The sequence below is a fragment of the Nonomuraea glycinis genome (assembly GCF_014646515.1).
Taxonomy (GTDB): Bacteria; Actinomycetota; Actinomycetes; order Streptosporangiales; family Streptosporangiaceae; genus Nonomuraea; species Nonomuraea glycinis.
This window is the reverse complement of the sequence record NZ_BMNK01000018.1, coordinates 1-22,569: the sequence shown is the minus strand read 5'-3', so window position 1 is coordinate 22,569 and position 22,569 is coordinate 1. Positions and strand designations below refer to the sequence as shown.

The following is a 22,569-nucleotide window of genomic DNA, read 5'->3' as shown; positions in this document are numbered from 1 at the left end:
AGACGAGCGAAAGCCAGTGATGGTTGCGCATTATGGCCACATGTGGACTGGCAATCCGGACAGCGCTAGTTCGCGATAGCGCCGCACCAGCCGCTCCCTGTCGCCGCCGAACGCCTCCAGTGTCTCCCGCTGCCACACCGCTCCGGTACGTCCCAGCCGAGTTCGCTGCTCGATGATGTCGAAGGCGTCGTCCACGTCCTTGGCCGCCACCCCGGCCGCCAGCAGCGCGGCCCGCGACTCGGGCAGCAGGCTGAGCACCAGGTCCGCGGCGTTGAACTCGCCGTCCTTGCCCGGCCAGGAGAGCTTGGCGTCCAGCCCGTGCATGGCCGCGCGGTAGAAGTTCTGGTACGCCTCCGCGAAGCGGTATCCGGTCAGGTCGCGTTCCGCCTGCGCCAGGGTCAGCCCGAGCAGGAACGCCGTGTTGGCCGTCATGTCCGCGTGCGAAGGGCCGGCGGGCAGCGCGCGCATCTCGATGCGCAGGTGGCCGCCGTCGGCCGGGTCGAAGACGGGCCGGTTCCACTGCCAGATCGTGCCCTGGTGCAGGCGCAGCTGGGGCACGTCGCCCGGCGCGCCGTCGTCGCTGAGATCGGGCACGACCGGGTCGTAGTCGTTCACGTACCTCTCGAAGATCTCGTACGCGCCCTCGTGCACCCAGTCGGAGCCGAAGGTGACGCGGCCGTCCTTGCGGTAGAGCCGCTCCACGTCCCGGTCGTCGGCGGCCTCCTCGAACAGCGCGATCCTTGTCTCCTCCCACAGCGTCCTGCCGAGGAACAGCGGCGAGTTCCCGCAGACGGCCAGGACCGGGCCGATGGCCAGCTGGGCGGCGTTGAACAGCCGGGCGAACCGGTCCGGCGGGGTGCGCAGGTGCACCTGCCAGGAGGTGTTGGCGCTCTCCAGGATCACGTTCTGCACCGAGAGCTCCAGGTCATCGATCTTGACCAGGAACGGCTCCAGCCGCAGCCGCCGGATGCCCCTGCTCAGCGCCTCGTAGCGGTTCTCGTCGCTGATGGCGTCGGCGGTGAAGTCCTCGGTGTTCAACGTCGGCAGGATCCCGATGGGCAGCGCCCCGCCCCCTTCGACGGCCGCGTCCACCTTGCGGAGGGTCTCCTGGATCTCCGCGCCGAGCCGTTCGAAGGACGGCCCGGCCAGCGGCAGCGGGGTGAGGTTCACCTCCAGGTTGTAGCGGCCCAGCTCCAGCACCACACGTGGGTCGTCGAGCGCCGCGCGCACCTCGGCGTTGCGCGGCAGCGGCCGGCCCGCCTCGTCCACGAGGAACAGCTCCAGCTCGGCCCCGATGGTCACCGGCCCCTCGCCGAAGCCCGGCTTGTCGAGCAGCTCGCGCAGCACCGCGAGCTGTTCGTGAAGGCGCTCCCCGAATTGGACGAATTCTGCTTCAGAAAATCGCGCTTTATCTAGATCCTGTCCCATCCCCCCTCTCTGTCCTGGGGGAAGGCTTTGACACCTTCACCAGGGCAGCGGTCCTTCTTCCTGGAAGAAGGCGCCGGTGGGACCGTCGGCGTCCAGGGTCGCCAGCCGCACGGCGACCGCCGCGCCCTGTTCGGCGGTGCGGAACCCGGTGTGCGCGTTCAAGTCGGTGGCGCAGAAGCCGGGGTCGATGACGTTCACTCTGATCGGGGTGTCCCACAGCTCCTTGGCGTAGCTGACGGTGAGCATGTTGAGCGCGGACTTGGAGGAGTTGTAGGCCAGCATGTTCAGCGCGTAGAACTGGTTGTCCGGGTCGAGCGCCGCCGTCAGGGAGCCGAGCTCGGTCGACATGTTCACGATTCTGGCGGCGGGCGCCCGGCGCAGCAGCGGCAGCATCGCGTGGGTCACGGTCACCACGCCGAACACGTTCACCTCGAAGGTCTGCCGCATGATGGCGGCCGTGGTGGCGCTGGGCGCCAGATCGTGCGGCGGCGCCACGATGCCGGCGTTGTTGACCAGGATGTCGAGCGAGCCGTACTCCTCTCCGATCCATTTGGCCGCAGCCTGGACGCTCGCCTCGTCCGTCACGTCAAGCCGGACGTACGGCTGACCGAGCCGTTCGGCGGCGGCCCGCCCGCGCTCCTCGTCGCGCGCGCCCACGATGGCGGTGATGCCTCGCTCACCGAGCTGCCGCGCGGTCTCGTAACCGATGCCCTTGTTGGCGCCTGTGATGAGCGCTGTCGTCGTCATGGTCTCTCACGCTGGCAGGGGCCGCGAGAGCAGCGGGAGAGACCTGCTGATGCTGGTATCAGCAGTACCACCCACGTCTGATGCCACATGACGGACAATGGCCTCATGAACCGAGCCGGGCTGGCTGAATTCCTCCGCAGCAGGCGGGCCCGCGTCACGCCCGGGGACGTCGCGCTGCCCGATACCGGGCAGCGCCGTACCCCCGGGCTGCGCAGGCAGGAGGTCGCGCAGCTCGCGGGCATGTCGATCGACTACTACATCCGGCTGGAACAGGGCCGCGGCCCGCACCCGTCGCGACAGGTGATCAACGCGCTGGCCCAGGCGCTGATGCTGGACCAGGACGAGCGGACCCACCTGTTCCGCCTGGCCGGGCAGCCGCTCAACGCGCCCGGGATCAGGTCCGACGTGCCGGAAAGCGCCCTGCACCTGATCGACTCCCTGGAGGAGGTGCCCGCTTTCGTCCTGAACCCCAGGTACGACATCCTCGCCTGGAACCCGTTGGCCTACGCGCTCCTCGACCTCGGCTCCCGGTCGCATGACGACCTGAATGTCATCCGCTGGACCTTTCTCTCCCCTGACATCGATGAGCTCCTCGACGACGAGCAGCAGGGCCACTTCGCCCGCGCCTGCGTCGCCAACCTGCGCATGGCGGTGGGGTGCTACCCCGACGACCCCGGCCTGCGGGCGCTGGTCGCGGAGATGCTCGCGCTCAGCCCCGCTTTCGCCCGCGTGTGGGACGCGCACGAGGTACGGCCCCGCGAGGAGCGGCTCACGCACGTCGCCCACCCGGCGACCGGCACGATCGAGACGCTCTGCCAGGTCATGCGGGTGCCCGGCCGCGATGACCTGCAGGTGGTCATCTGCACCACCGAGCCTGGCTCCCCTTCCGAGCAGGCCTTGCGCGAGCTGCGGCGATTGACCCTAAGCTCATGAGATGCGAGCGGTTGCCTTTGACATCTTCGGTGGAGAGCTCGACGTGCGCGAGCTGCCCGACCCGTCCCCCGCCCCACACGGCGCGATCATCAGGGTCGAGGCGACAGGGCTGTGCCGCAGCGACTGGCACGCCTGGCAGGGGCACGACCCCGACATCCGGGTCCTGCCGCACGTCCCGGGCCACGAGCTGGCGGGCGTCGTCGAAGCGGTCGGCTCCGACGTGCGCGGGTGGCTGCCCGGCGCGCGGGTGACGGTCCCGTTCGTCTGCGCCTGCGGATCCTGTACGGCCTGCGCCGCCGGCGAGCAGCAGGTGTGCGAGCGGCAGACGCAGCCCGGCTTCACCCATTGGGGCTCCTACGCCGAGCTGGTGGCGATCGACCACGCCGACGTCAACCTCATCCCGCTCCCCGAGGACATGTCGTACGTCACCGCGGCCGGCCTCGGCTGCCGCTTCGCCACCGCCTTCCGCGCGGTCTCGCAGGTCGGCCGGGTGGCGCCGGGCGAGTGGGTGGCCGTACACGGCTGTGGGGGTGTGGGCCTGTCCGCGATCATGATCGCGAGTGCGGCTGGGGCGCGGGTGGTGGCCGTCGACATCAGCACCGACGCGCTGCACCTGGCCGAGGAGGCGGGCGCCACGCACTTCGTCGACGGCTCGGCGGGTGACGCCGCCGCCCAGGTCAGGGAGCTGACCAGGGGCGGCGCGCACACCTCGATCGACGCTCTGGGCAGCCCGCAGACCTGCGCCGCCTCGGTGGAGAGCCTGCGCCGGCGCGGCCGGCACGTGCAGGTCGGCCTGCTGCCGGGCGGGGCGACGCCGGTGCCGATGGACCGGGTGGTCGCGCTGGAGCTGCGGCTGCTGGGCAGCCATGGGATGGCGGCGCACGCGTACCCGCCGATGATGGAGATGATCAGGGCCGGTCTGCTGCACCCGGACCAGCTCGTCACCAGGACCATCGGCCTCGCCGACGCCGGCAAGGCCCTGATGGCGATCGGCTCGGTGCCGGGCGTCACCATGATCACTCCACCGTATCCCCGCTGAGACCCCGCTCTTTTCCCGGTCATATGGTGGGCGGCATGGACTACACGCGACTGGGTGACAGCGGATTGCACGTCTCGCGGATCTGCTTGGGGATGATGAGCTTCGGCGACCCGGCCAAGCAGGAGTGGGCGCTGCCGGAGGACCAGGCCGAGCCCATCATCCGGCGGGCGGCCGACGGCGGCGTCACCTTCTTCGACACCGCCGACGTCTACAGCTCAGGGGCCAGCGAGACCGTCACCGGCAACGTGCTGCGCCGGATCTTCCCCCGCCGCTCCGACTATGTGCTCGCCACCAAGGTGTTCTTCCCGATGGGCAAGGGGCGCAACGATCGCGGCCTGTCCCGCAAGCACATCCACACCGCGATCGACGACTCGCTGCGGCGGCTCGGCACCGACCACGTGGACCTCTACCAGATCCACCGGTGGGACCCCGAGACGCCGATCGAGGAGACGATGGAGGCGCTGCACGAGGTCGTCAAGGCGGGCAAGGCGCGCTATATCGGCGCGTCGACCATGTGGGCGTGGCAGTTCGCCAAGGCGCAGCAGGTCGCCGAGCGGCACGGGTGGACCAAGTTCGTGTCCATGCAGAACCACTACAACCTCCTCTACCGCGAGGAGGAGCGCGAGATGCTGCCCCTCTGCGCGGACCAGGGGGTGGGCGTGATCCCGTGGAGCCCGCTGGCGCGCGGGGTGCTCGCCCGCGCCGGGTCCGACGCCGCCACGGCGAGGACGGGGTCGGACGAGCGGATCGACTTCCTGTACGAGCCCGCCAACGACCGGCTGATCGTGGACCGGGTGGCGGAGCTCGCCCGTGCGCGGGAGCTGCCCGCCGCTCAGATCGCGCTGGCCTGGCTGCTCCACCAGTCGGCCGTCACGGCGCCGATCGTGGGGGCGACCAAGGATCGGCACGTGGACGACGCGGTGGCGGCCGTGGGGGTGCGGCTCTCGGAGCAGGAGCTCGCTTCGCTGGCGGAGCCGTACACGGCTCGTGAGGTGCGGTTCTAAGATCTTTCTCGTGGGGGCGGCGCGCCGCCCCCACGAGGACTCGGGGGGTACCCGAAGCTGGAGAGGATGCTCATCGATGGCACTGTCCGACCGCCCTTCCGAGCGGCACCGGCAGGTCGCCGGGCTGTTCACGGACCGGGTTCGCGGTACGCGGACCTGGGACGCGCCCGCCCCTGTCGACGGCTGGAACGCCCGCGACGTCGTACGCCACCTGACCGAATGGCTCCCCGGGTTCCTCGCCTCCGGCGCCGACCTCGAACTGCCCCACGGACCCTCGGTGGACGAGGACCCGGTCGCGGCGTGGCAGGTGCACTGCGACGGGGTGCAGGCGCTGCTGGACACCCCGGAGACGGCGCACCGGCAGTTCGTCAACCGGCATGTCGGCAGCCTGCCGGTGGAGGCCGCGATCGACCGGTTCTACACCGCTGACGTGTTCATGCACACCTGGGATCTCTCCCGGGCCACCGGCCAGGACGACCGGCTGGACCCCGGCTTCTGTGCCCGGCTCCTCGGGCAGATGGAGCCGATGGAGCAGGCCATCCGCTCTTCCGGCCAGTACGGCGCGCCGGTCGAGGTGCCCGGCGATGCGGACGCCCAGGCCAGGCTGCTCGGGTTCATCGGCCGGGACCCGTTCTGGTCAGGGCGCTGAGCCCTGGAGAGTTACACCTGTTTTGCCGGGGGCCTCTGCGATCTGTCTTACCCTGCGAGCAATATGGGACAAGTGAGATAGAGCGCGGTTCATGCACGCGTTACGGTGCATAGGTATCCGGCTCTGCGGCTGTTGCCCGAGGTCACGTCGCTAGAGAGGCCCTGAGCCGGGGAGGCTTTGTCCAACCTCGCGCGAAGGGCTCTCGCTATGGCGATATATGGCTATCGCTGTCCGCACTGCTCCGACGTCGAGGTCGCTTTTCCGATCGGCACCGCAACGGCCGCGGTGCCGTGCCCGGACTGCGGCGCGACCTCGGTCCGGGTGTTCTCGACGCCCATGCTGGCGCGCACTCCGGCCGCCGTGTCGGCTCAGTTGCAGCGCGCGGAGCGCAGCGCCGCCGAGCCCGAGGTCGTCACCTCCCTGCCGCGACGCCGCGGCACGGGCGTGGTGGCCGCCCATCCCGCCACCCGACGCCTGCCGCGCCCGTGACCGTTCCCGCGCTGAAAGGAATCCAGCCGTGCCAGAGCTGATCTTCCCGCTCGACTCGACCAAGAGATTCACCGACCAGGCCAAGGTCGGTCACAACCGTTGGCATCCCGAGATCCCGCCGGTGGCCCACGTCAAACCGGGCGACAGCTTCCGGGTCCACTGCCGGGAGTGGTTCGACGGCGCGATCCACAACGACGACTCCGCCGAGGACATCCGTGACGCCCCGCTGACGACGGTGCACGCGCTCAGCGGCCCGTTCTCGGTCGCGGGGGCCGAGCCGGGCGACTTGCTGATCGTGGACATCCTCGACTTGGGGGCCATCCCGCAGGAGGACAGCGGCCCGCTGGCCGGCCAGGGGTGGGGCTACACCGGAATCTTCCCCACCAAGAACGGCGGCGGGTTCCTCACCGAACAGTTCCCCGACGCCTACAAGGCGATCTGGGACTTCTCCGGTCAGGACGCCACCTCGCGCCACATCCCGGCGGTGTCGTTCACCGGCATCGTCCACCCTGGCCTCATGGGCACCGCCCCGTCGGCGGAGCTGCTGGCGAAATGGAACACCCGGGAGGGGGCGTTGATCGCCACCGCTCCGCACCGGGTGCCGCCGCTGGCCCTGCCCCCGGAGCCTCAGGACGCGATCCTCGGGTCGGTGCCCTCGTCCGAGTTCGACCGGGTCGCCGGCGAAGCCGCCCGTACGGCCCCGCCCCGGGAGAACGGCGGCAACCAGGACATCAAGAATTTCACCAAGGGGTCCCGCGTCTTCTACCCGGTGTTCGTGCCCGGCGCGAACCTGTCGGTCGGCGACCTGCACTTCTCGCAGGGCGACGGCGAGATCACCTTCTGCGGGGCCATCGAGATGGGCGGCTTCATCGACCTGCACGTCGACCTCATCAAGGGGGGCATGGAGACGTACGGGGTCGGCGAGAACACCATCTTCATGCCGGGCCGTGTCCCGCCCCAGTACAGCGAGTGGCTCGCGTTCTCCGGGACGTCCGTCACGCTGGACGGCGAGCAGCGCTATCTCGACGCGCAGCTGTCCTACCAGCGGGCCTGCCTGCACGCGATCGACTACCTGACGACGTTCGGCTACAGCCGTGAGCAGGCATATCTGCTGCTCGGGGCCGCGCCGATCGAAGGCCGGCTGTCGGGCGTGGTGGACATCCCCAACTCCTGCGCCACCGTCTACCTGCCGACCGCGATCTTCGACTTCGACATCCGGCCCAGCGCGTCCGGCCCGACCCGCGTGCCCCAGGGCACCAGCGCCCCGCACGCCAGCTTCAGCTGACCGGCGCCCTTCTTGCGGTTTCGCTCGTGGAGGCGGTTCACCGCCTCCACGAGCTCTTGTGATCGGAACGGCCACGCGGTAGAAACAGGCGACGCGAGAGAGCGCTCTCTCGCGGTCCGGCGGTGTCACGAAGCGCTTCGGAAAGGACGAACCGATATGACGGCCCACCCCCCTGGCACCACGAGGCGACGCTTACGGATCCGCCGGGTGTCCACGATCGGTCTCGTGCTGGCGACCGCCCTCATGACGACGGGAACGCCCGCCACCGCTGCCACACCGCCCCACGGCGCCCCCGCTCTCGGGCCGAACGTCACCGTCTTCGACCCCGGCATGCCCGTCGCGCAGATCCAGGCGACCCTGGACGCCGCGCACGCCGCGCAGGTCGACAGCGAGATGGGCACCGCCCGGCACGCCTACCTCTTCAAGCCCGGCACGTACGGCACCGCCGAGCAGCCGCTGCAGATCAAGGTCGGCTACTACACCGAGATCTCCGGCCTCGGCGCCTCGCCCACCGACGTCGTCATCAACGGCAAGGTCGAGGTCTACAACCGCTGCCTGGCGGACGGCGGCACCGCCAACTGCCTCGCGCTGGTCAACTTCTGGCGCACCCTGTCCAACCTGTCGATCAACGTCAACGCGGCCGGCCAGGACGGCTGCCGGTCGTCGGCGAACTTCTGGGCCGTCTCCCAGGCGGTGTCGCTGCGCCGGCTCAACATCACCGGCGGCAACCTGTCGCTCATGGACTACTGCACCGCCGGCCCGCAGTACGCCAGCGGCGGTTTCATCGCCGACTCCAAGCTGCCGTCCGTCACCAACGGGTCGCAGCAGCAGTGGCTGATCCGCGACAGCGAGGTCGCCGGCTGGTCGAACGGCGTGTGGAACCAGGTCTTCTCGGGCGTCGTCGGCGCACCGGACGAGACCGGGTTCCCGAACCCGCCCTACACCACCCTCGACGCCACCCCTGTCAGCAGGGAGAAGCCCTACCTGTACGCCGACGCGCGGGGCAGGTACCAGGTGCGCGTGCCCGCCGCCCGGAAGGGCACCCGTGGCGTCACGTGGGCCGGCGGCATGACGCCGGGCCGTACGCTGCCGATCGGTGACTTCTTCGTCGCCAAGCCGTCGGACTCGGCGCAGGTCATCAACCAGCAGCTAGCGCGTGGCAAGAACCTGCTGCTCACGCCCGGCGTGTACGACATCGCGCGGAGCATCGAGGTCAAGCGGGCGAACACGGTCGTCCTCGGCCTCGGCCACGCCACGCTCACCGCCGTACGCGGCTCGATCCCGCTCGTCGTGGCCGATGTGCCGGGCGTCGTCGTCGCCGGCGTGACCATCGACGCGGGTCTCCACAAGTCACCGGTGCTGTTGCAGGTGGGCACGAAGCACGGCCAGCACCGAAGCTCGCCGGCCAACCCGACGACCCTGTCCGACGTCTACTTCCGGGTCGGCGGGCCGCATGTCGGCAAGACCGGCACCGCGCTGGAGGTCAACAGCGACCACGTGCTCATCGACCACGCCTGGGTGTGGCGCGCCGACCACGGCGTCGAGGGCTTCACCGACACCCAGCGCTGGAACACCAACCTCGGCCGCAACGGCGCCGTCATCAACGGCGACCACGTGACCGCGACCGGCCTGTTCGTCGAGCACTTCCAGCAGTACAACACCATCTGGAACGGCGAGCACGGCACCACGATCCTCTACCAGAACGAACTGCCGTACGACCCGCCCACCCAGGCCGACTGGATGAACGGCGCCGTCGAGGGCTGGGCCGGCTACAAGGTCAGCGACCGGGTCAGGACACACAACCTGTACGGCGCCGGGGTGTACGTCTTCAACCAGAACAACCCGGAGATCCACACCGAGAACGGCTTCGAGACGCCGTCAAGGCCGGGCATCAAACTGCACCACATCATGACCGTCAACCTCAGCGCCGGCACGATCGACCACGTCGTCAACGGCGTGGGCGAGGCGGCCGACACGACCAAGGTGGGCGTCCCGGTGTACCTCGCCGACTACCCACCGACCCCGTAGACCAGGACGGGGCCGGACCCTCCGTGCCCGGCCCCGCCCTGCCGGCGTCACCTGATGGCGCGGAAGGTGTGCGCGTGCTCGGTCACCCACGAGCGGAACGTGCTCGCCGTGCGCCCGGTGATCTCCTCCACCGTGGCGGTGACCTGTGCCGGGCCGAGGGTCATCTCGGCCTGGGCTCGCAGGATGCCGTCCACGACCTCAGGCGGCCAGCCGCGGGCCAGCATCTGCCGCCGGGCGTCCTGGGGGGAGGTCTCCGCCCAGCGCACCGGGCTGCCGACCACCTCGCCGATGATGCGTACCTGCTCGGTCTGGGTGAGTGAGTGCGGACCGGTCAGTTCGTGGACGGCGCCGGCGTGGCCGTCCTGAGTCAACGCGCGCACCGCGACCGCCGCGATGTCCCGCTCGTGTACCAGGGACATCGCCGCCTCGCCGTACGGCCCGGACACCATGCCCTCGGCGCGGATCTGCTCGGCCCACCGCAGGGTGTTGGCCGCGAAAGCGTGCGGGCGCAGGATCGTCCACGCCAGTCCGGACCGTTCGATCAACTGCTCGGCCCGCCGCTCGTGGTCACGTACTGCCACCGATGACAGGTAGACCACGTGGCGGGCGTGCTCGGCCGCCAGCGCCAGCACCTCCTCAAGGCCCTCAGCCGAGGCGAACGGCCAGACCAGGAACACCGCTTCGACGCCCTCGACGGCGGCGCGCAGGGAATCGAGCACCGACAAATCACTGTGCACACTCTCAACGGCGGGTGGCAGATCGGCCGGTCCTCGGGTCAGCGCGCGAACCCCCACCCCGGCCTCCAGCAGTTGCGCTGTCACCTGACGGCCGACAGTGCCGGTCGCCCCCGTGACCACAATTCGTCGTGACATTCAACGCCTCCTCAATTGATCAACTGATGGTCAAACGTAAGAGGCCCAGCCAAGATGGCCAATACTTCAGAAGCCGGAATTCATACGTGATCGTCTGAGTGCTAGCTTCTTCACGTGGATGTGCTCAGCGACGTGATCGCCGTCATGCGCTCCGGACGGCCTCGCTCAGCGCGCGTCGCCTGGCACGCCCCGTGGGGGCAGCGCTTTCCCGCAGCACCCGGATCGGCAGGCTTTCAGGTGATCCTGCAGGGCTCGTGCCGGCTCATCCCGCCCTCCGGTGCCCCGGTCGCGCTCAGTGTCGGCGACGTGGTGTTCTTCCCCCATGGCCACGGGTACGGTCTCGCCGACAGCCCGTCGACGCCGCTGGCCGAGCCGGTCTGTGACCCGCTGGAGGACGCCGAGCTGTTCGCCTCCGACTTCGTCGGGCGGAACGGGCCGGTCACGGTGACCCTGTGCGGCGGCTACCAACTCTCCGCCGGCCACACTCACCCGCTGCTCCGCGATCTGCCCGAGATGATCCACCTGCCCGCCCGGCTTGGGCACCACCCCGAGCTGCGCGCGGCCGTCGACCTGCTCGGCAACGAGATCGGCAATCCCCGTCTCGGCGCGGACACCATCGTGCCGGCACTGCTCGACACACTGCTGCTGTACATCCTGCGCACCTGGTTCGAGAACCCACCCACACCGGGCACCGGCTGGGCTTCGGCGCTGGCCGACCCAGCCGTCAGCGCCGCCCTGCACGCCATGCACCACGACCTCGCACGCCCCTGGACCGTCCAGACCCTCGCCGCGCAGGCAGGTCTGTCCCGGGCCACCTTCGCCCACCGCTTCACCACCCTGGCCGGCCGGCCACCCCTGACCTACCTGACCTGGTGGCGTCTGACCGTCGCGGCCAACCTCCTGCGCGAATCCGACGCCCCGCTGAACGAGGTGGCCACCCGCATCGGCTACACCTCAGAGTTCGCCTTCGCCAACGCTTTCAAACGCCGGTACGGCATCGCACCCGGCAAATACCGCAGGCAGAGCGCTGTAGGACCGCTCGTCTCCACCCGACCGTAGTGGACGACCGGACGGGGAGCCGGGCTATCGGTTGTCAGTGGGGGCAATGCGGAAGACCGGGTACTGCGCGGCGATCCGCTCGAACTCGTCCAGCGGCGCCTGCGGGTCCACGCGGATGTGAGTGCGGCCTCCCGGTGAGAGCTCCAGGTAGCGGCGCAGGATCGGGGCGCGGTCGCCGGGATCGACCTCTTCCAGGCGTACGGACTCGGTGCGGCCGTGCCGCAGCACCGCCCGCCCGCCGGCCGCGCGGACGTTGTGCACCCAGTTGGTGTCCGGGCCGAGCATCGCCACCAGGTAACGCTCCCCCTCGTGGTCCGCGATGACCAGCGGGAAGGAGATGGTACGGCCGGTACGCCGGCCCGGCACCTCCAGGGTCACCATCCGGTCCGGCTGCAGGATCCCGGCCGCGAACACGGTGGCCCAAGCCCGGTTGATCGCCCGCGCCAGCCGGTTGGGACGGCCACCGCGATACAGCCAGTGGTCGAACCGGTGCGTGCGCGTGGGTCGACTACGGCTCATGTCTGCCTCCATGAAGATCTTTCCTGCGGGCACATAGTGGCCTCCACCCTCCTGTACGTTGTTCATGAACTTTGTACATGTACGTTGCCCAGGAGACCCTGCACCCCCTACAGTTGTCAAGTGCCTCCGGAGAAACTGACCCGCCAAGCCGTCGTCGAGCAGGCGTTGCAGCTCGCCGACGCCGAAGGGCTCGGGGCGGTCACCATCCGCCGCCTCGCCACCGAGCTCGACGTCGCCCCGACAGCGCTGTACTGGCACGTCAAGAACAAGGACGAGCTGCTGTCCGCGCTCGCCGACCGCCTGCTGTCCGCGCTTGTCACCGACGTGGCCCCCCACCGGCCGTGGCACCAACGCCTCCGCGCGATGATCACCGCGCTGGTGGACCAGACCCGCGCGCACCCGTACCTGTCCGCTCTGCTGCCGATGATCGACAGCAACATGACCGAGGAATACCGACGGGCCACCGACACCCTGATCGGGCTGCTCACCGAGGCCGGATTCACCCTCCGGCAAGCCGACCAGACAGCCACCTACCTGGTCATGGGAGCCGCGGCCATGGTCTCCTGCCAGCCCGGCGGCCTGGGCGGCGACGAGGAGGAGGCCGCGGAGCTCAGACGACAGCACCGCCTCGACCTGGAACGCCTGCCCCCCGGCCGCTACCCCCACCTGACCGCCTTCGCCACCACCCTCACCGACCCTCCAGACCTGGACGCCTACTACACCTTCGGCATCGATCTCCTGCTGTCCGCGGTGAAGAACACGGCCCCGAACAGGTGAGAAGCCCCTCATCGCCGCCTGCGAGAACGACCGAGGTGTAGGGATCGGCGGTGAAGCAGTTGTGTCGAGTCGGTGCGCATGTTTGGCTGGGAGTCTTGAACTTCCGCGTCACCCGGCCATTGGCTTGGCCTCACTTTCTCATCCGGGATAAGCGGATCTCTTTTTCAGAGGGAGATATGCGATGACCAAGGAAAGCTACTGGAGCGGTCTCTCTGATTTCCTCTCGGACGCCCGGTTGAGCGGAGGATTCCGACGTTTGTACCAAGCGGAAGCCCTACGTGCGCTGGAGTTCAGTAGCGCTGTCGAACCCAGGTCACCCCGGGTCGATTCCACCTGGACCGACGGCGAAGTCGTGGGCGAAGAGATTTCATATAGCGTGGGATATGGCCCTCGGACGGTGGCATGGCTTTTCAAGCCGGCAAGACCTGCCGGCGGCACCCTTCCCGCCGTAGTTGCACTCCACAGTCATGATTCGTATAAATTTCATGGCAAAGAGAAGATCGCCGATGGACCCGGTGGCCTGCCACCGGAGTTGTCTTACCTCCGACAACAAGTCTACGGCGGGAGGGCATACGCGAATGAATTGGCCAGACTCGGGTACGTGGTTCTGGTTCCAGATGTTCTCATGTGGGGAAGTCGCAGGTTTCCGGCAGAGGAGCTACCGTCTTCGATCTCACCTCCTCCGGAGAATGAATGGATGATACAGGAGGCGGAATACGGTGGCCCGTTGCAGGTGTCCTGGTACAACCGGCTCGCCGCAAGACATGAGCATGCGATCGCGAAACTATGCATTTCGGCAGGCGTGAGCCTGTCCGCTCTTATTGCATATGAAGACAGGGTGGCCTTGTCTTATCTGCTTTCAAGAGTGGATGTCGACCGCGCCCGAGTTGCGTGCATCGGCCTGTCCGGCGGCGGGTGTCGTGCGGTTCTTCTCAATGCCACTTCTCCGCACATTCGCGCAGCAGTTGTCGTAGGAATGATGACGACCTATCGCCATCTTTCGCAGCAGAACGTAGCATCCCATACGTGGCTGCTTTTTCCGCCGGAGCTGACCTCTTCAGGGTACGACTGGCCTGATCTCGCCGGCTGTCGAGCTCCTTCTCCACTGCTGGTCCAATACTTGCTGGATGACCAGCTTTTCACCCCCGAAGGCATGGAAGCCGGCCACGGGAAAATTTCGCGCTACTATCAAGAGGCGGGGGCGACGAAATCGTACACCGCTCAGTTCTTTCCTGGCCCGCACCGCTTCGACCTCGAGATGCAAGACGCGGCATTCGCCTTTCTGGAGTCGAAGCTCGCCTTATAGGAAAGCCGAAAATCGTCATTCCGGATCGACCGAACCGCACTAGATTTCTCAAGAACCCTGGTGCATAATCGGGATTCTTGGCTGACGCAACCACCGGGACTTTGGATCGCCAGTTCGACTGTCGTCGGGAGGCACCTTGAAGGTCGCCGTATTAGGATGCGGGAATGTCGGGTTCAATACCCTTAGGGCATTTTCGACCAGAGGGTATCAAGTATACGGTTACGATCCCCTCCCGCAGATGCGGGAGCGGGTCGCCGAAACATTTGGTTCCGACGCAAGTCTCACCGATCTCACCGATGTAGCGACGGTCGATGCGGTATTCATGTGTGTCCCTACGGATCCTCTCCCTCTGTCGGGAGCCGCAGATCTGACGATCATCAGGTCTCTTGTCAGGGAGCTGTCCATTATAGAGTCGTCCACCGAATGGAGCGTCTCGGTAGTAGTACAAAGGAGCACTTGCCCTCCTGGGACAGCGGCTCAACTGGCTGCGTCATTCAAGCGCACCCTTTTTGCGGTCAATCCGAGCTTCCTCTCCAAGGAAACCCAGTGGGAGGATTCAAATAATCCCCCCAGGATCGCGTACGGAGGGCCCGAGCAGGCCACCAAGATCCTCGACAGGCTGTATGAGGAGTTCCCGGGCTCGCCTCGATACGTCAGCTCCAGCTTCGAGGCAGTAGAGCTTCTCAAATACGTCGAGAATACTATCGACACGGTTCTGATCAGTCTGTGGAACGAGTATCTGGCCTACGCAGATGCAATCGGGCTCGACAGAGCCTATTTCGTTGAGCTGTGCAGCGCAATAATTGAGCGAGATCGATTCGCTACGACACTGCGAGTGCCGGGCGGGGCTTTTGGTAAGTGGTGCCTGCCGAAGGACCTCAAGGCTCTGCTGCAAAGCTTCGAGCAGCACGGCGTGGACGCACAGGTACTCGAAGGCGCGGACGCAACCAACGACTCGGTCGCGGCGACGGTCGGTGAGAACCCTGTGCCGACCCGTAATCTTCTGGATCTCGCCGACGGCCGGACCCGACTGGCGCCAGTTGCTCAGGACTTTCTCCTGAAAGCTACAACACCCTTGCCGCGAGGCGGCAAGCGTGGATGAGAAGGATCGCCCGAAGACGTGGCGTGACTTTCTGGTACAGACCTCAGCGCAAGTCGCCGGCGGTGCCGTTCTGGCCATATTGATAGCATCCTTGCCCTACCTTGTATCCCAGTTCAGTGTGGTGACCACGGTAGTAGCGCTGGGTGCGCTAGGCTTCGGGACATCAGTCGTAGCGTTCGTCTTTGGCTTCAAAAGGCGGCACAGGCTTGCGAGGCAATTGATGCCCACCGAATCTGTCCCTATTACTCATGATGCGCAGTCGCCATCTTCTCCCTTTTTGCTGAACTTGCCGATCATAGGTCGAAATGTGGAGATCAACATCGACCTGAGCCTCGCGATGCGTGCGGACCATGAAGTGCGCATAGGATTTGGAGATCTTAATGCAAGGCGTGAGGCGCTAGGCCTCATGTCGTATTATGACGCCTTGCGATATATACCCGTATCTTATTCGAGGGAGACCGGAAAACAAGGGCGATTTGTCATCGGGGTTGCCCCCATCGATTATTCGGTCTTCGCCATGATAAACGATCCGATGGCGCCTCCCGAGATTCGCTCATCGACGCTCCAGCGTCTTTTGGCGCTGAAAAGAATCAGCTCTTCCATTCGTGCCGAGTGGAAGAGTGGGCATGTTGGCCTGCTGGGCTCACAGACGTGCCTTGTCACCTCCGACAAGAGAATTCTTCTCAGAAAACGCGGTGCCAACGTCCTGTTCGCTCGCGATCGCTGGGACGTGTCCGTGAGCGGTTTTTGCGGCAGAGACGATGTCCTAGGAAATGGGACACAGCTAGATTTTTCGCGAACCATAGAGCACGAGACGACGCGCGAGATCGGGCATGTCCGGGGAGATCCCCGCAGGATCCAGCCGGTGGGGCTGACCAGAAATCTACGAACCGGAGCGATAGACATACTGGCCTACTGGCAGATCGAATCGACGTCGATGAAGCTCGCCCGTCTTCTTACGATGAGACCGGGGTCGATGAATCGCGTTTTTGATACTGAAATAAAGGCGATCGAACGTTACGTCTGGGACTCCAAGAATCTGATAGTGAACCTAGGGCGATCCGACATATCCTATGCTTGGACCAAATGCGGCGTCCAGGCAAAGGATTTCGAACCACAGTCGCTCCTCTGTATCGATCTGACACTGGAAAGACTGATGGACCAAAAGAAGCCAAGCTTTCTTGACGCATGGGAAGGCATATAGAGTGTCCAAGTTCAAGCGCGTTTCCCGGAAGGTTGCGTACGAGAACCAATGGATTTCGGTTTTCGAGGATGTGATCAAGCGGGCGGAAGGCGAGGGTATCTATGCTGTTGTCAAGCGCCCCGACGCGGTGACCATCTGTGTCTCCTCCCCTTCGGGCCTCATCCTCATGCTCAACAGTTTCCGTTATCCCACCGGCGAATGGTCGCTCGAGCTTCCCATGGGTGCCATCGACGCCGGTGAGACTCCTGAGGCAGCGGCGGCACGGGAACTGCGAGAAGAGACCGGTGTAGTTGACGCCGGTTTGACCTTGGCCGGTTGCTTTTACGCGCTTCCCGGGCTCAGCGATCAGCGTGTTTACGTGTTCACGGCATCGGCAGCAGAGGAGTCCCTACGGTCGGCGGACCCTGCGGCGAGGGAAGAAGACCTGGGGAGAGCTGCATACATACCCGAACTGGAGATATCCGATCTCATCAAGCAGGGGCACATCACGGATAGTCTCACGCTGTGCAGTCTCTTCTTCTCAGGTGTGCATATTGCTCGAAATCTTTCAGGACCGGGTTCATGAAGATGTCCCTGCCGTGTGATCCGGGTGGTGGGCCGGCGACGCGAGGATGATCTCCCGCGCCGCGCGGACCCTGGCCGCGAAGGCGACCGGAGCCCGGCCGATGCGTTCGGCGCCGGCGCGCATGACACCGGACAGCAGTTCCACCGCGAGGTGCACGTCTTCGGCACCTCGGCGACCAACGGGCCGGAGCCTGCGCGACCTTCTGTCGCCAAATCAAGCCTGAAGGGTACGGCGAGCGGGATCTGCCGCTCAGCGGGTCAGTTTGGTGGAGGTCTTGGCGGGGGGTGGGGGCTTGATCGAGATCTTGGTGCCCCAGCCTCGGTAGCGGGTCTCGACCTTGTACGTCCGGTCCGACCCCAGCATCGCCGCCTCCCACGACGTGGTCAGGCGGCTCGGCAGGCCCTTGGCGTCGAGGGTGAGGGCGTACGTGATGTCGGTGTCGGGTGTGGCGAAGACCGGCTTGGCGGCTCGGAGCGAGCGGGAGACCTTGCCGAGTTGCTTGAAGGTGATGGTCCCGCTGTAGCCGGACTTGCCGCGCTTGCCCTTCTGGACCAGGGCGGCGAGGGTCGAGGGCTCGGCCGCGTCCACCACCTGGATGACCAGCCCGGTGACGGCGCCGCTGGCGAGCGCGCTCGGCCGCTTGTACCAGGTCTTGCCCTTGGGCAGGCCCGACCGGTAGAGGCCGCCCGACGTCCAGAAGGTGCGGCCGATCATGATCGTCCGCTCGGGCTTGTTGCCCTTCCCCGAGGCGAACGTGCCCGTGATGTCCGAGGCGACGACCTTGCCCTTGCCGAACTGCAAGGTGCCGGAGCGCCGCACCAACACGCTGGACGTGCCGTCACTCACCTGTTTGATCGTCTCGCTGAACCGGACGCCGTGACCGGCGACCAGCTGCGCCTTCACCGCCTTGGCCGGGTCCTTGGGGGCGGCCTGGGCCGGAGCCGCCGCGATGAGCACGGCCGAGCCGGCCACGATGATCGGGAGAAGGAGTCTCATGGCGGGTGATCTTGCCAGGGACTGATCACGGTGGCGTTTCGATCCGACGCTCAGCGAGCCAGGAAGCTTCCATTCGACGCTCAGCGGGCCGGGAAGTGGGGGACCTCCGCCCGACCGCTCAGCGGGCCAGGAAGAAGTCGCCTGGATGCCGCCGGACTCGCCCCGATCAAAGGCCTGGGCGGCCGCCGCGGTCAGCAGCCGGGCGCCGGCCGGCGCGGTCTCGGCCCTGGCCGGCGGGTGGGAGATGGCCTGGTGCGCGCCGATCGGCACGTTCCAGACCGTGCGCTTGCGGGCATAGTCGGCCGCGATGTCGATGGCGTACCTGGCGATGCCGTTCAGCAGGGCGGCGCTCACGATGCGCTCGGAGCTGAGGCCGGCGTACAGGACGGCCGGACCGGCGTCGGGGCCGACCACCGCGTCGGCGGGCACCCGGACGTCGTCGAAGAAGACGGAGTACTGGCGTTCCGGGGAGACGATCTCGACCTCGATGGGGCTGGTCGTGCTGCCGGGCGCGTCCGTGGGCACCAGGAAGGCTTTGAGCTCGGCGTCCTCGGCCCGCGCGAACCCCCGCCCCTGATCGCTCCCCCCAGGACCTCTGGCGGCCGCCCCGCTCCTGAGACGGTCAGGTCGTCCCGGCAGGCGGCTGTGGGTGGCCGGGCACGTCGGGAAGTCTGCTGGGGGCGGTGTCGTGCACCTGCTGGAAGATCACCGAGGTGCGGAAGCCCGCGATCTCCCGGCGCTTGCTGAGCCGGTCGAGCAGGAAGGCGTGCAGGTGGTCGAGATCCTGGACCGCGACGTGGAGCAGGAAGTCGTCGCCGCCGCCCAGCACGAAGACGCTGAGCACCTCGGGCATCGCGCTCGCCGAGCTCTTGAAGGTGTCGATGACGGCGCGGCTGAGGGGGCGTACCTGCACCGAGACCATGGCCTGGACGCCGCGATTGAGCGCGGCCGGGTTGATCTCGGCGTGGTAACCCCGGATGACGCCACGACGGGTGAGCGCCCTGACGCGCTCCAGGCAGGTCGAGGGCGCGACGCCGAGCGTGCGTGCCAGCTCGCGGTTGGACTGCCGCGCATCTGTCTGGAGAAGGCGGATGATCTCCGAATCAAGTTCGTCCATGTACGGGATTATGCCGGTCATTCCGAACATTCGTACGGCCGGGCCTCTCTCGTACAGCCGGATGCCCGATGCTTGAGGAGAGGAACCGATCGGATGACAGGTCCATGCTCGAACAGGTCCTGATCCGCACGGGCCCGCCGTGCCCGCGTCCACGCTCGACAGGCAGAACGGAAGATCCACCATGTCCTTGACCACGAAGCTGGTCCTCGTCGTCCGCGACGACCTCGATCCCGCGCTCGCGGTGAACGCGGCCGCGGTGGTCGGCCTCAGCCTGGGCGCGCGCCTGGGCCACCCACTCGGCGACGACGGCACCGACGCGTCCGGCCGATCCCACGCGGGCCTGAATCCCCATCCGGTGCCCGTGCTCACCGCGTCCGCCGACGCGTTGCGGGACCTGCACGACCGCGCCCAGGCCCGCGAGGACCTGATCACGGTGGGCTTCAACGAGGTGGCCCGCCGCGCCCGTGACTACGACGACTATCTCGCCACGTTGAAGAGCACGTCTGCGGCGGACGTCGACTTCGTGGCCGTCGCCGTGTTCGGGCCGCGCAACCGCGTGACCGCCCTCACCAAGCGCTTTCCCCTGCACGCCTGACCGGCGGCCACCGGTTCATGGCCATGGAGTGCCGCCCGGCCGAGGACTTCGACTTCGCCACCGCCGTGCGCGACGGGCCGGGCCGCCGGATTCTGTCGGGGCGTCCTCCTAAGCTGGGGTCATGGCACGGGCTAATGACGAGGCGGCCGCCGCCCTCCAGGAATACGCAGAGCTGTTCGCGCTGACGGGCGGTGACGCGTTCCGGGTGCGCAGCTATCAGAAGGCCGCCAAGGCGATCGCCGGGTTCCCCGAGGACATCTCGGCGGTCGACGTGCGTGGCGTGCCCGGGGTGGGCGAGGCGATCGCGAAGAAGATGGAGGAGTTCCTGCAGCGGGGGAGCTTCCGGCAGCTCGACGACCTGCGCGGGCGGGTGCCCGACGGGGTGCGTCGGCTGACGCGCGTGCCGACGCTGGGGCCGAAGACGGCGATCATGCTGTTCGAGGACTTCGGCATCGACTCCCCCACGGCGCTCGGCGAGGCGATCGCGGCCGGGCGGCTCGACGGGGTCAAGGGGCTCGGCCCCAAGACGCTGGCCAATCTGGCCAAGGGCGTCGAGCAGCTCGAGCAGTCGGGGCGGCGGGTGCACATCGGGGTCGCGACAGGCGTGGCGGAGCAGGTGATGGCCTCGCTCCAGGCCCACCGCATCGCCTATGCCGGGTCACTGCGGCGGATGAAGGACACGATCGGTGACATCGACATCCTCGCCGTCGCACCCGAGTCGATCATGGAGACGTTCCGCGCTCAGCCGTACGTCGCGGAGGTGATCGCGGCGGGCGACAAGAAGACGTCCGTACGGACCACGTCCGGCATGCAGGTGGACCTGCGCCTGGTGCCGGCGGAGTCGTGGGGCGCGGCGATGCAGTACTTCACCGGTTCCAAGGAGCATAACGTCGCGATTCGGGAGATGGCGGTCAAGAAGGGCTGGAAGCTGTCGGAGTACGGCCTGTTCGAGGGTGAGCGGGTGATCGCCTCGGAGTCCGAGGAGGAGATCTACGCCGCGCTCGGCATGCAGTTCGTGCCGCCGCCGATGCGGGAGGACGGCGGCGAGGTGCGGGCGGCGCTGCGCGGCGAGCTCCCCGTCCTGGTGGAGCTGCCGGACCTGCGTGGCGACCTGCACACGCACACCGACCTCAACGACGGGATCGCGTCGCTGGAGGACATGGTGGCGGCCGGTCACGCCCGCGGCTACTCCTACTACGCGGTCACCGATCACGCCCCGGACCTGGCCATGCAGCGGATGACGCTCGACAGGGCCCTGGAGCAGCGTCAGCAGGTGGCCAAGCTGCAGCAGCACTATCCGGACATGCGCCTGCTGCACGGCACCGAGCTCAACATCGCGCCCGACGGGTCCGTCGACTGGCCCGAGGAGATCCTGCGTGACTTCGACGTCTGTGTCGCCTCGGTCCACTCCCATTTCGGGATGACCCGCGAGGAGATGACCCGCCGCTTCATCGCCGCCTGCGAGAACCCGTACGTGGACATCATCGGCCACCCCACCACCCGCAAGATCGGCAAGCGGCCGCCGGTGGACGCCGACTGGGACGCCGTCTTCCGCGCGGCCGCCCGCACGGGCACGGCGATGGAGATCGACTCCTACCCGGACCGCTCGGACCTGCCCGCCGACCTGGTGCGGCTGGCCAAGCACCATGGGGTGAAGTTCTCCATCGACAGTGACTCGCACGCGATTCCGCACCTGAGTCATCAGCGGTTCGGGATCGGGATCGCGCAGCGGGCCTGGTTGACGACCGACGATGTGATCAACACCTGGCCGCTGGAGCGGTTGCTCGCCTTCTTGGGCCGCTGATCTCTCGGGGTGCCGACCCGCACGCTTATCGCCTCCCGCATAGCTCCTGTCAGCCCGATCGTACGACGCCTGGCGTATTCCCCCTATGGCAGGCATCGGTTGGGCACACTACATATAAGTCACCATTCAATCTCATATATGAGATTGAACTTCTGACACAGGGTCTCTTATATGCGACCCTTCCGCTCCTCTCGAGATGAGAAGCCAGGAGCCCGCGCGGCATGGGTCGTCATTCTGGCCAAGAACGACTCGACAGTCCCAGGTCACGCCGGGCACCGGCAAAGGGAGACCTGATCTACCTGCGCATCACCGGTAGACCGGACCGGCAGTTCCAGCGCCCGTCCGATGCCGCACGGTCGCGCGCGGGCTCCTGTATACGTGGGCAATAGGCGAACACGGCGGCCATTCCGGACGCTTTACAACAGCCGACCCTTCGATGATATGCATTGATTAAACGTGAAATTTCGTCGGGAATCTCCACTGGGAGCTAACAGAACTTTGACAGCTACACACCACCGACACGACGGGCGCAACTGAGTGTAGTTAAGTACTTCTGGACAATAATTGCCCACCCACCAGGGCAATTGGAACGAATCTGTACCTTTGCCTGCGCGAGATGACCAATTCCACGCACCACATCTAGCGTGAACAAGAGATCCAATGTCATGCGGTCGGCTTGACGACGTGCCGGCGCCTTCAGCGCCAACGCGGCATTTCACATCCCGAGCGCGGCCCCGACTTCAAGATCACCGAGGAGTGATCTGTCATGATGAAGATCAAGAATACCCTCACCGCCGGCGCGATGGTGCTTTCCGCCTTTGTCGCCCCAATCACGATGCCAGCCTCAGCCGCTAGCGCCGAACCTCTGGCTCAGAGGACGTCTTCTACCGAGACGCTCAACCAGCCACTGCATCCCTGCAAGTTCCACAAGAAGCCGGCTAAGTGCCGCGCCAGAGGACACGGCGGCGGTGGCGGTGGCGGTGGCGGCGGCGACATCAACATCACCAACAACAACAACGCCGGCGGCGGCGGCGGGGGCGGCGGCGGCGGC

General features: G+C 66.9%; 23 protein-coding genes. 16 read left to right on the top strand and 7 right to left on the bottom strand.

Translation table 11 applies throughout. From position 1 onward, the window contains the following. Positions 1-30: 30 nt before the first annotated feature. Together IEY87_RS36525 and IEY87_RS36520 are read right to left on the bottom strand one after the other, a co-directional pair. The gene (locus tag IEY87_RS36525) at positions 31-1,347 is read right to left on the bottom strand and encodes a glutamate-cysteine ligase family protein (RefSeq protein WP_225277608.1); all 1,317 of its coding nucleotides are present in this window, start codon (positions 1,345-1,347) and stop codon (positions 31-33) included. A 117-nt stretch (positions 1,348-1,464) separates the two neighbouring features. After that, positions 1,465-2,175: an SDR family oxidoreductase gene (locus IEY87_RS36520; RefSeq protein ID WP_189143422.1), complete on the bottom strand. Its 711-nt coding sequence runs from the start codon at positions 2,173-2,175 to the stop codon at positions 1,465-1,467. 105 nt (positions 2,176-2,280) lie between these two features. On the opposite strand from IEY87_RS36520, the gene IEY87_RS36515 reads away from it, so the two are divergent. The 7 genes from IEY87_RS36515 (at position 2,281) to IEY87_RS36485 (ending at position 9,602) form a co-directional block, all read left to right on the top strand. Further along, positions 2,281-3,108, top strand: coding sequence for a helix-turn-helix transcriptional regulator (locus IEY87_RS36515; protein WP_189143421.1), 828 nt, complete (start codon positions 2,281-2,283; stop codon positions 3,106-3,108). Position 3,109: 1 nt separating this feature from the next. Continuing rightward, positions 3,110-4,147 carry a zinc-dependent alcohol dehydrogenase family protein gene (locus tag IEY87_RS36510; protein WP_189143420.1) on the top strand — a complete coding sequence of 346 codons (1,038 nt, stop codon included), beginning with the start codon at positions 3,110-3,112 and terminating at the stop codon, positions 4,145-4,147. A gap of 35 nt (positions 4,148-4,182) precedes the next feature. After that, a complete protein-coding gene (locus tag IEY87_RS36505; protein WP_189143419.1) occupies positions 4,183-5,151 on the top strand; it encodes an aldo/keto reductase in 969 nt (322 codons plus the stop codon). Between the two features lie 76 nt (positions 5,152-5,227). Next, positions 5,228-5,800 carry a TIGR03086 family metal-binding protein gene (locus IEY87_RS36500; protein ID WP_189143418.1) on the top strand — a complete coding sequence of 191 codons (573 nt, stop codon included), beginning with the start codon at positions 5,228-5,230 and terminating at the stop codon, positions 5,798-5,800. A 207-nt stretch (positions 5,801-6,007) separates the two neighbouring features. Next, the gene (locus IEY87_RS36495; protein WP_189143417.1) at positions 6,008-6,289 is read left to right on the top strand and encodes an FmdB family zinc ribbon protein; all 282 of its coding nucleotides are present in this window, start codon (positions 6,008-6,010) and stop codon (positions 6,287-6,289) included. A gap of 28 nt (positions 6,290-6,317) precedes the next feature. Next, a complete protein-coding gene (fmdA, locus tag IEY87_RS36490) occupies positions 6,318-7,574 on the top strand; it encodes a formamidase (protein ID WP_189143416.1) in 1,257 nt (418 codons plus the stop codon). Between the two features lie 207 nt (positions 7,575-7,781). Beyond that, positions 7,782-9,602, top strand: a complete 1,821-nt coding sequence (locus IEY87_RS36485; RefSeq protein ID WP_225277609.1) for a pectate lyase-like domain-containing protein — start codon at positions 7,782-7,784, stop codon at positions 9,600-9,602. 47 nt (positions 9,603-9,649) lie between these two features. Here the strand turns inward: IEY87_RS36485 and IEY87_RS36480 are convergent, their stop codons facing one another. After that, positions 9,650-10,474, bottom strand: coding sequence for an NAD(P)H-binding protein (locus IEY87_RS36480; protein WP_189143414.1), 825 nt, complete (start codon positions 10,472-10,474; stop codon positions 9,650-9,652). A 114-nt stretch (positions 10,475-10,588) separates the two neighbouring features. On the opposite strand from IEY87_RS36480, the gene IEY87_RS36475 reads away from it, so the two are divergent. Beyond that, positions 10,589-11,533: an AraC family transcriptional regulator gene (locus IEY87_RS36475; protein WP_189143413.1), complete on the top strand. Its 945-nt coding sequence runs from the start codon at positions 10,589-10,591 to the stop codon at positions 11,531-11,533. Between the two features lie 24 nt (positions 11,534-11,557). On the opposite strand, the gene IEY87_RS36470 is transcribed toward IEY87_RS36475, so the two are convergent. After that, entirely contained in the window at positions 11,558-12,052 is a 495-nt protein-coding gene (locus tag IEY87_RS36470; RefSeq protein WP_189143412.1) for a nitroreductase family deazaflavin-dependent oxidoreductase, read from the bottom strand. A gap of 120 nt (positions 12,053-12,172) precedes the next feature. Between IEY87_RS36470 and IEY87_RS36465 the strand changes: the two genes are divergently transcribed. The 5 genes from IEY87_RS36465 to IEY87_RS36445 all read left to right on the top strand — a co-directional run bounded on the left by IEY87_RS36465 (position 12,173) and on the right by IEY87_RS36445 (position 17,006). After that, positions 12,173-12,829: a TetR/AcrR family transcriptional regulator gene (locus tag IEY87_RS36465; protein WP_189143411.1), complete on the top strand. Its 657-nt coding sequence runs from the start codon at positions 12,173-12,175 to the stop codon at positions 12,827-12,829. A 181-nt stretch (positions 12,830-13,010) separates the two neighbouring features. Further along, a complete protein-coding gene (locus IEY87_RS36460; protein WP_189143410.1) occupies positions 13,011-14,135 on the top strand; it encodes a dienelactone hydrolase family protein in 1,125 nt (374 codons plus the stop codon). A 136-nt stretch (positions 14,136-14,271) separates the two neighbouring features. Next, positions 14,272-15,237 (top strand): NAD(P)-binding domain-containing protein, encoded by a 966-nt coding sequence (locus IEY87_RS36455; RefSeq protein WP_189143409.1) that lies wholly within the window; start codon positions 14,272-14,274, stop codon positions 15,235-15,237. Next, complete coding sequence (locus IEY87_RS36450) at positions 15,230-16,441, top strand: hypothetical protein (RefSeq protein WP_189143408.1); 1,212 nt, start codon at positions 15,230-15,232, stop codon at positions 16,439-16,441. Before IEY87_RS36455 ends, IEY87_RS36450 begins: the two co-directional genes overlap by 8 nt. Before the next feature lies 1 nt (position 16,442). Continuing rightward, positions 16,443-17,006 (top strand): NUDIX hydrolase, encoded by a 564-nt coding sequence (locus IEY87_RS36445; protein ID WP_189143407.1) that lies wholly within the window; start codon positions 16,443-16,445, stop codon positions 17,004-17,006. Here IEY87_RS36445 and IEY87_RS36440 read toward each other — a convergent pair. The 3 genes from IEY87_RS36440 to IEY87_RS36430 all read right to left on the bottom strand — a co-directional run bounded on the left by IEY87_RS36440 (position 17,001) and on the right by IEY87_RS36430 (position 19,119). Further along, positions 17,001-17,162 carry a hypothetical protein gene (locus tag IEY87_RS36440; protein ID WP_189143406.1) on the bottom strand — a complete coding sequence of 54 codons (162 nt, stop codon included), beginning with the start codon at positions 17,160-17,162 and terminating at the stop codon, positions 17,001-17,003. The genes IEY87_RS36445 and IEY87_RS36440 overlap by 6 nt on opposite strands. 93 nt (positions 17,163-17,255) lie before the next feature. After that, positions 17,256-18,527 carry an acyl-CoA dehydrogenase family protein gene (locus tag IEY87_RS36435; protein ID WP_189143405.1) on the bottom strand — a complete coding sequence of 424 codons (1,272 nt, stop codon included), beginning with the start codon at positions 18,525-18,527 and terminating at the stop codon, positions 17,256-17,258. Between the two features lie 97 nt (positions 18,528-18,624). Then, positions 18,625-19,119 carry an Lrp/AsnC family transcriptional regulator gene (locus IEY87_RS36430; RefSeq protein ID WP_189143404.1) on the bottom strand — a complete coding sequence of 165 codons (495 nt, stop codon included), beginning with the start codon at positions 19,117-19,119 and terminating at the stop codon, positions 18,625-18,627. 181 nt (positions 19,120-19,300) lie between these two features. Between IEY87_RS36430 and IEY87_RS36425 the strand changes: the two genes are divergently transcribed. The 3 genes from IEY87_RS36425 to IEY87_RS36415 form a co-directional block, all read left to right on the top strand. Further along, the gene (locus tag IEY87_RS36425; RefSeq protein ID WP_189143403.1) at positions 19,301-19,714 is read left to right on the top strand and encodes a DUF2000 domain-containing protein; all 414 of its coding nucleotides are present in this window, start codon (positions 19,301-19,303) and stop codon (positions 19,712-19,714) included. Between the two features lie 121 nt (positions 19,715-19,835). Then, complete coding sequence (gene polX, locus IEY87_RS36420) at positions 19,836-21,518, top strand: DNA polymerase/3'-5' exonuclease PolX (protein WP_189143402.1); 1,683 nt, start codon at positions 19,836-19,838, stop codon at positions 21,516-21,518. A 766-nt stretch (positions 21,519-22,284) separates the two neighbouring features. Further along, positions 22,285-22,569, top strand: a 285-nt coding sequence (locus tag IEY87_RS36415) for a hypothetical protein (RefSeq protein ID WP_189143401.1), incomplete at its 3' end; no start/stop codon positions are given.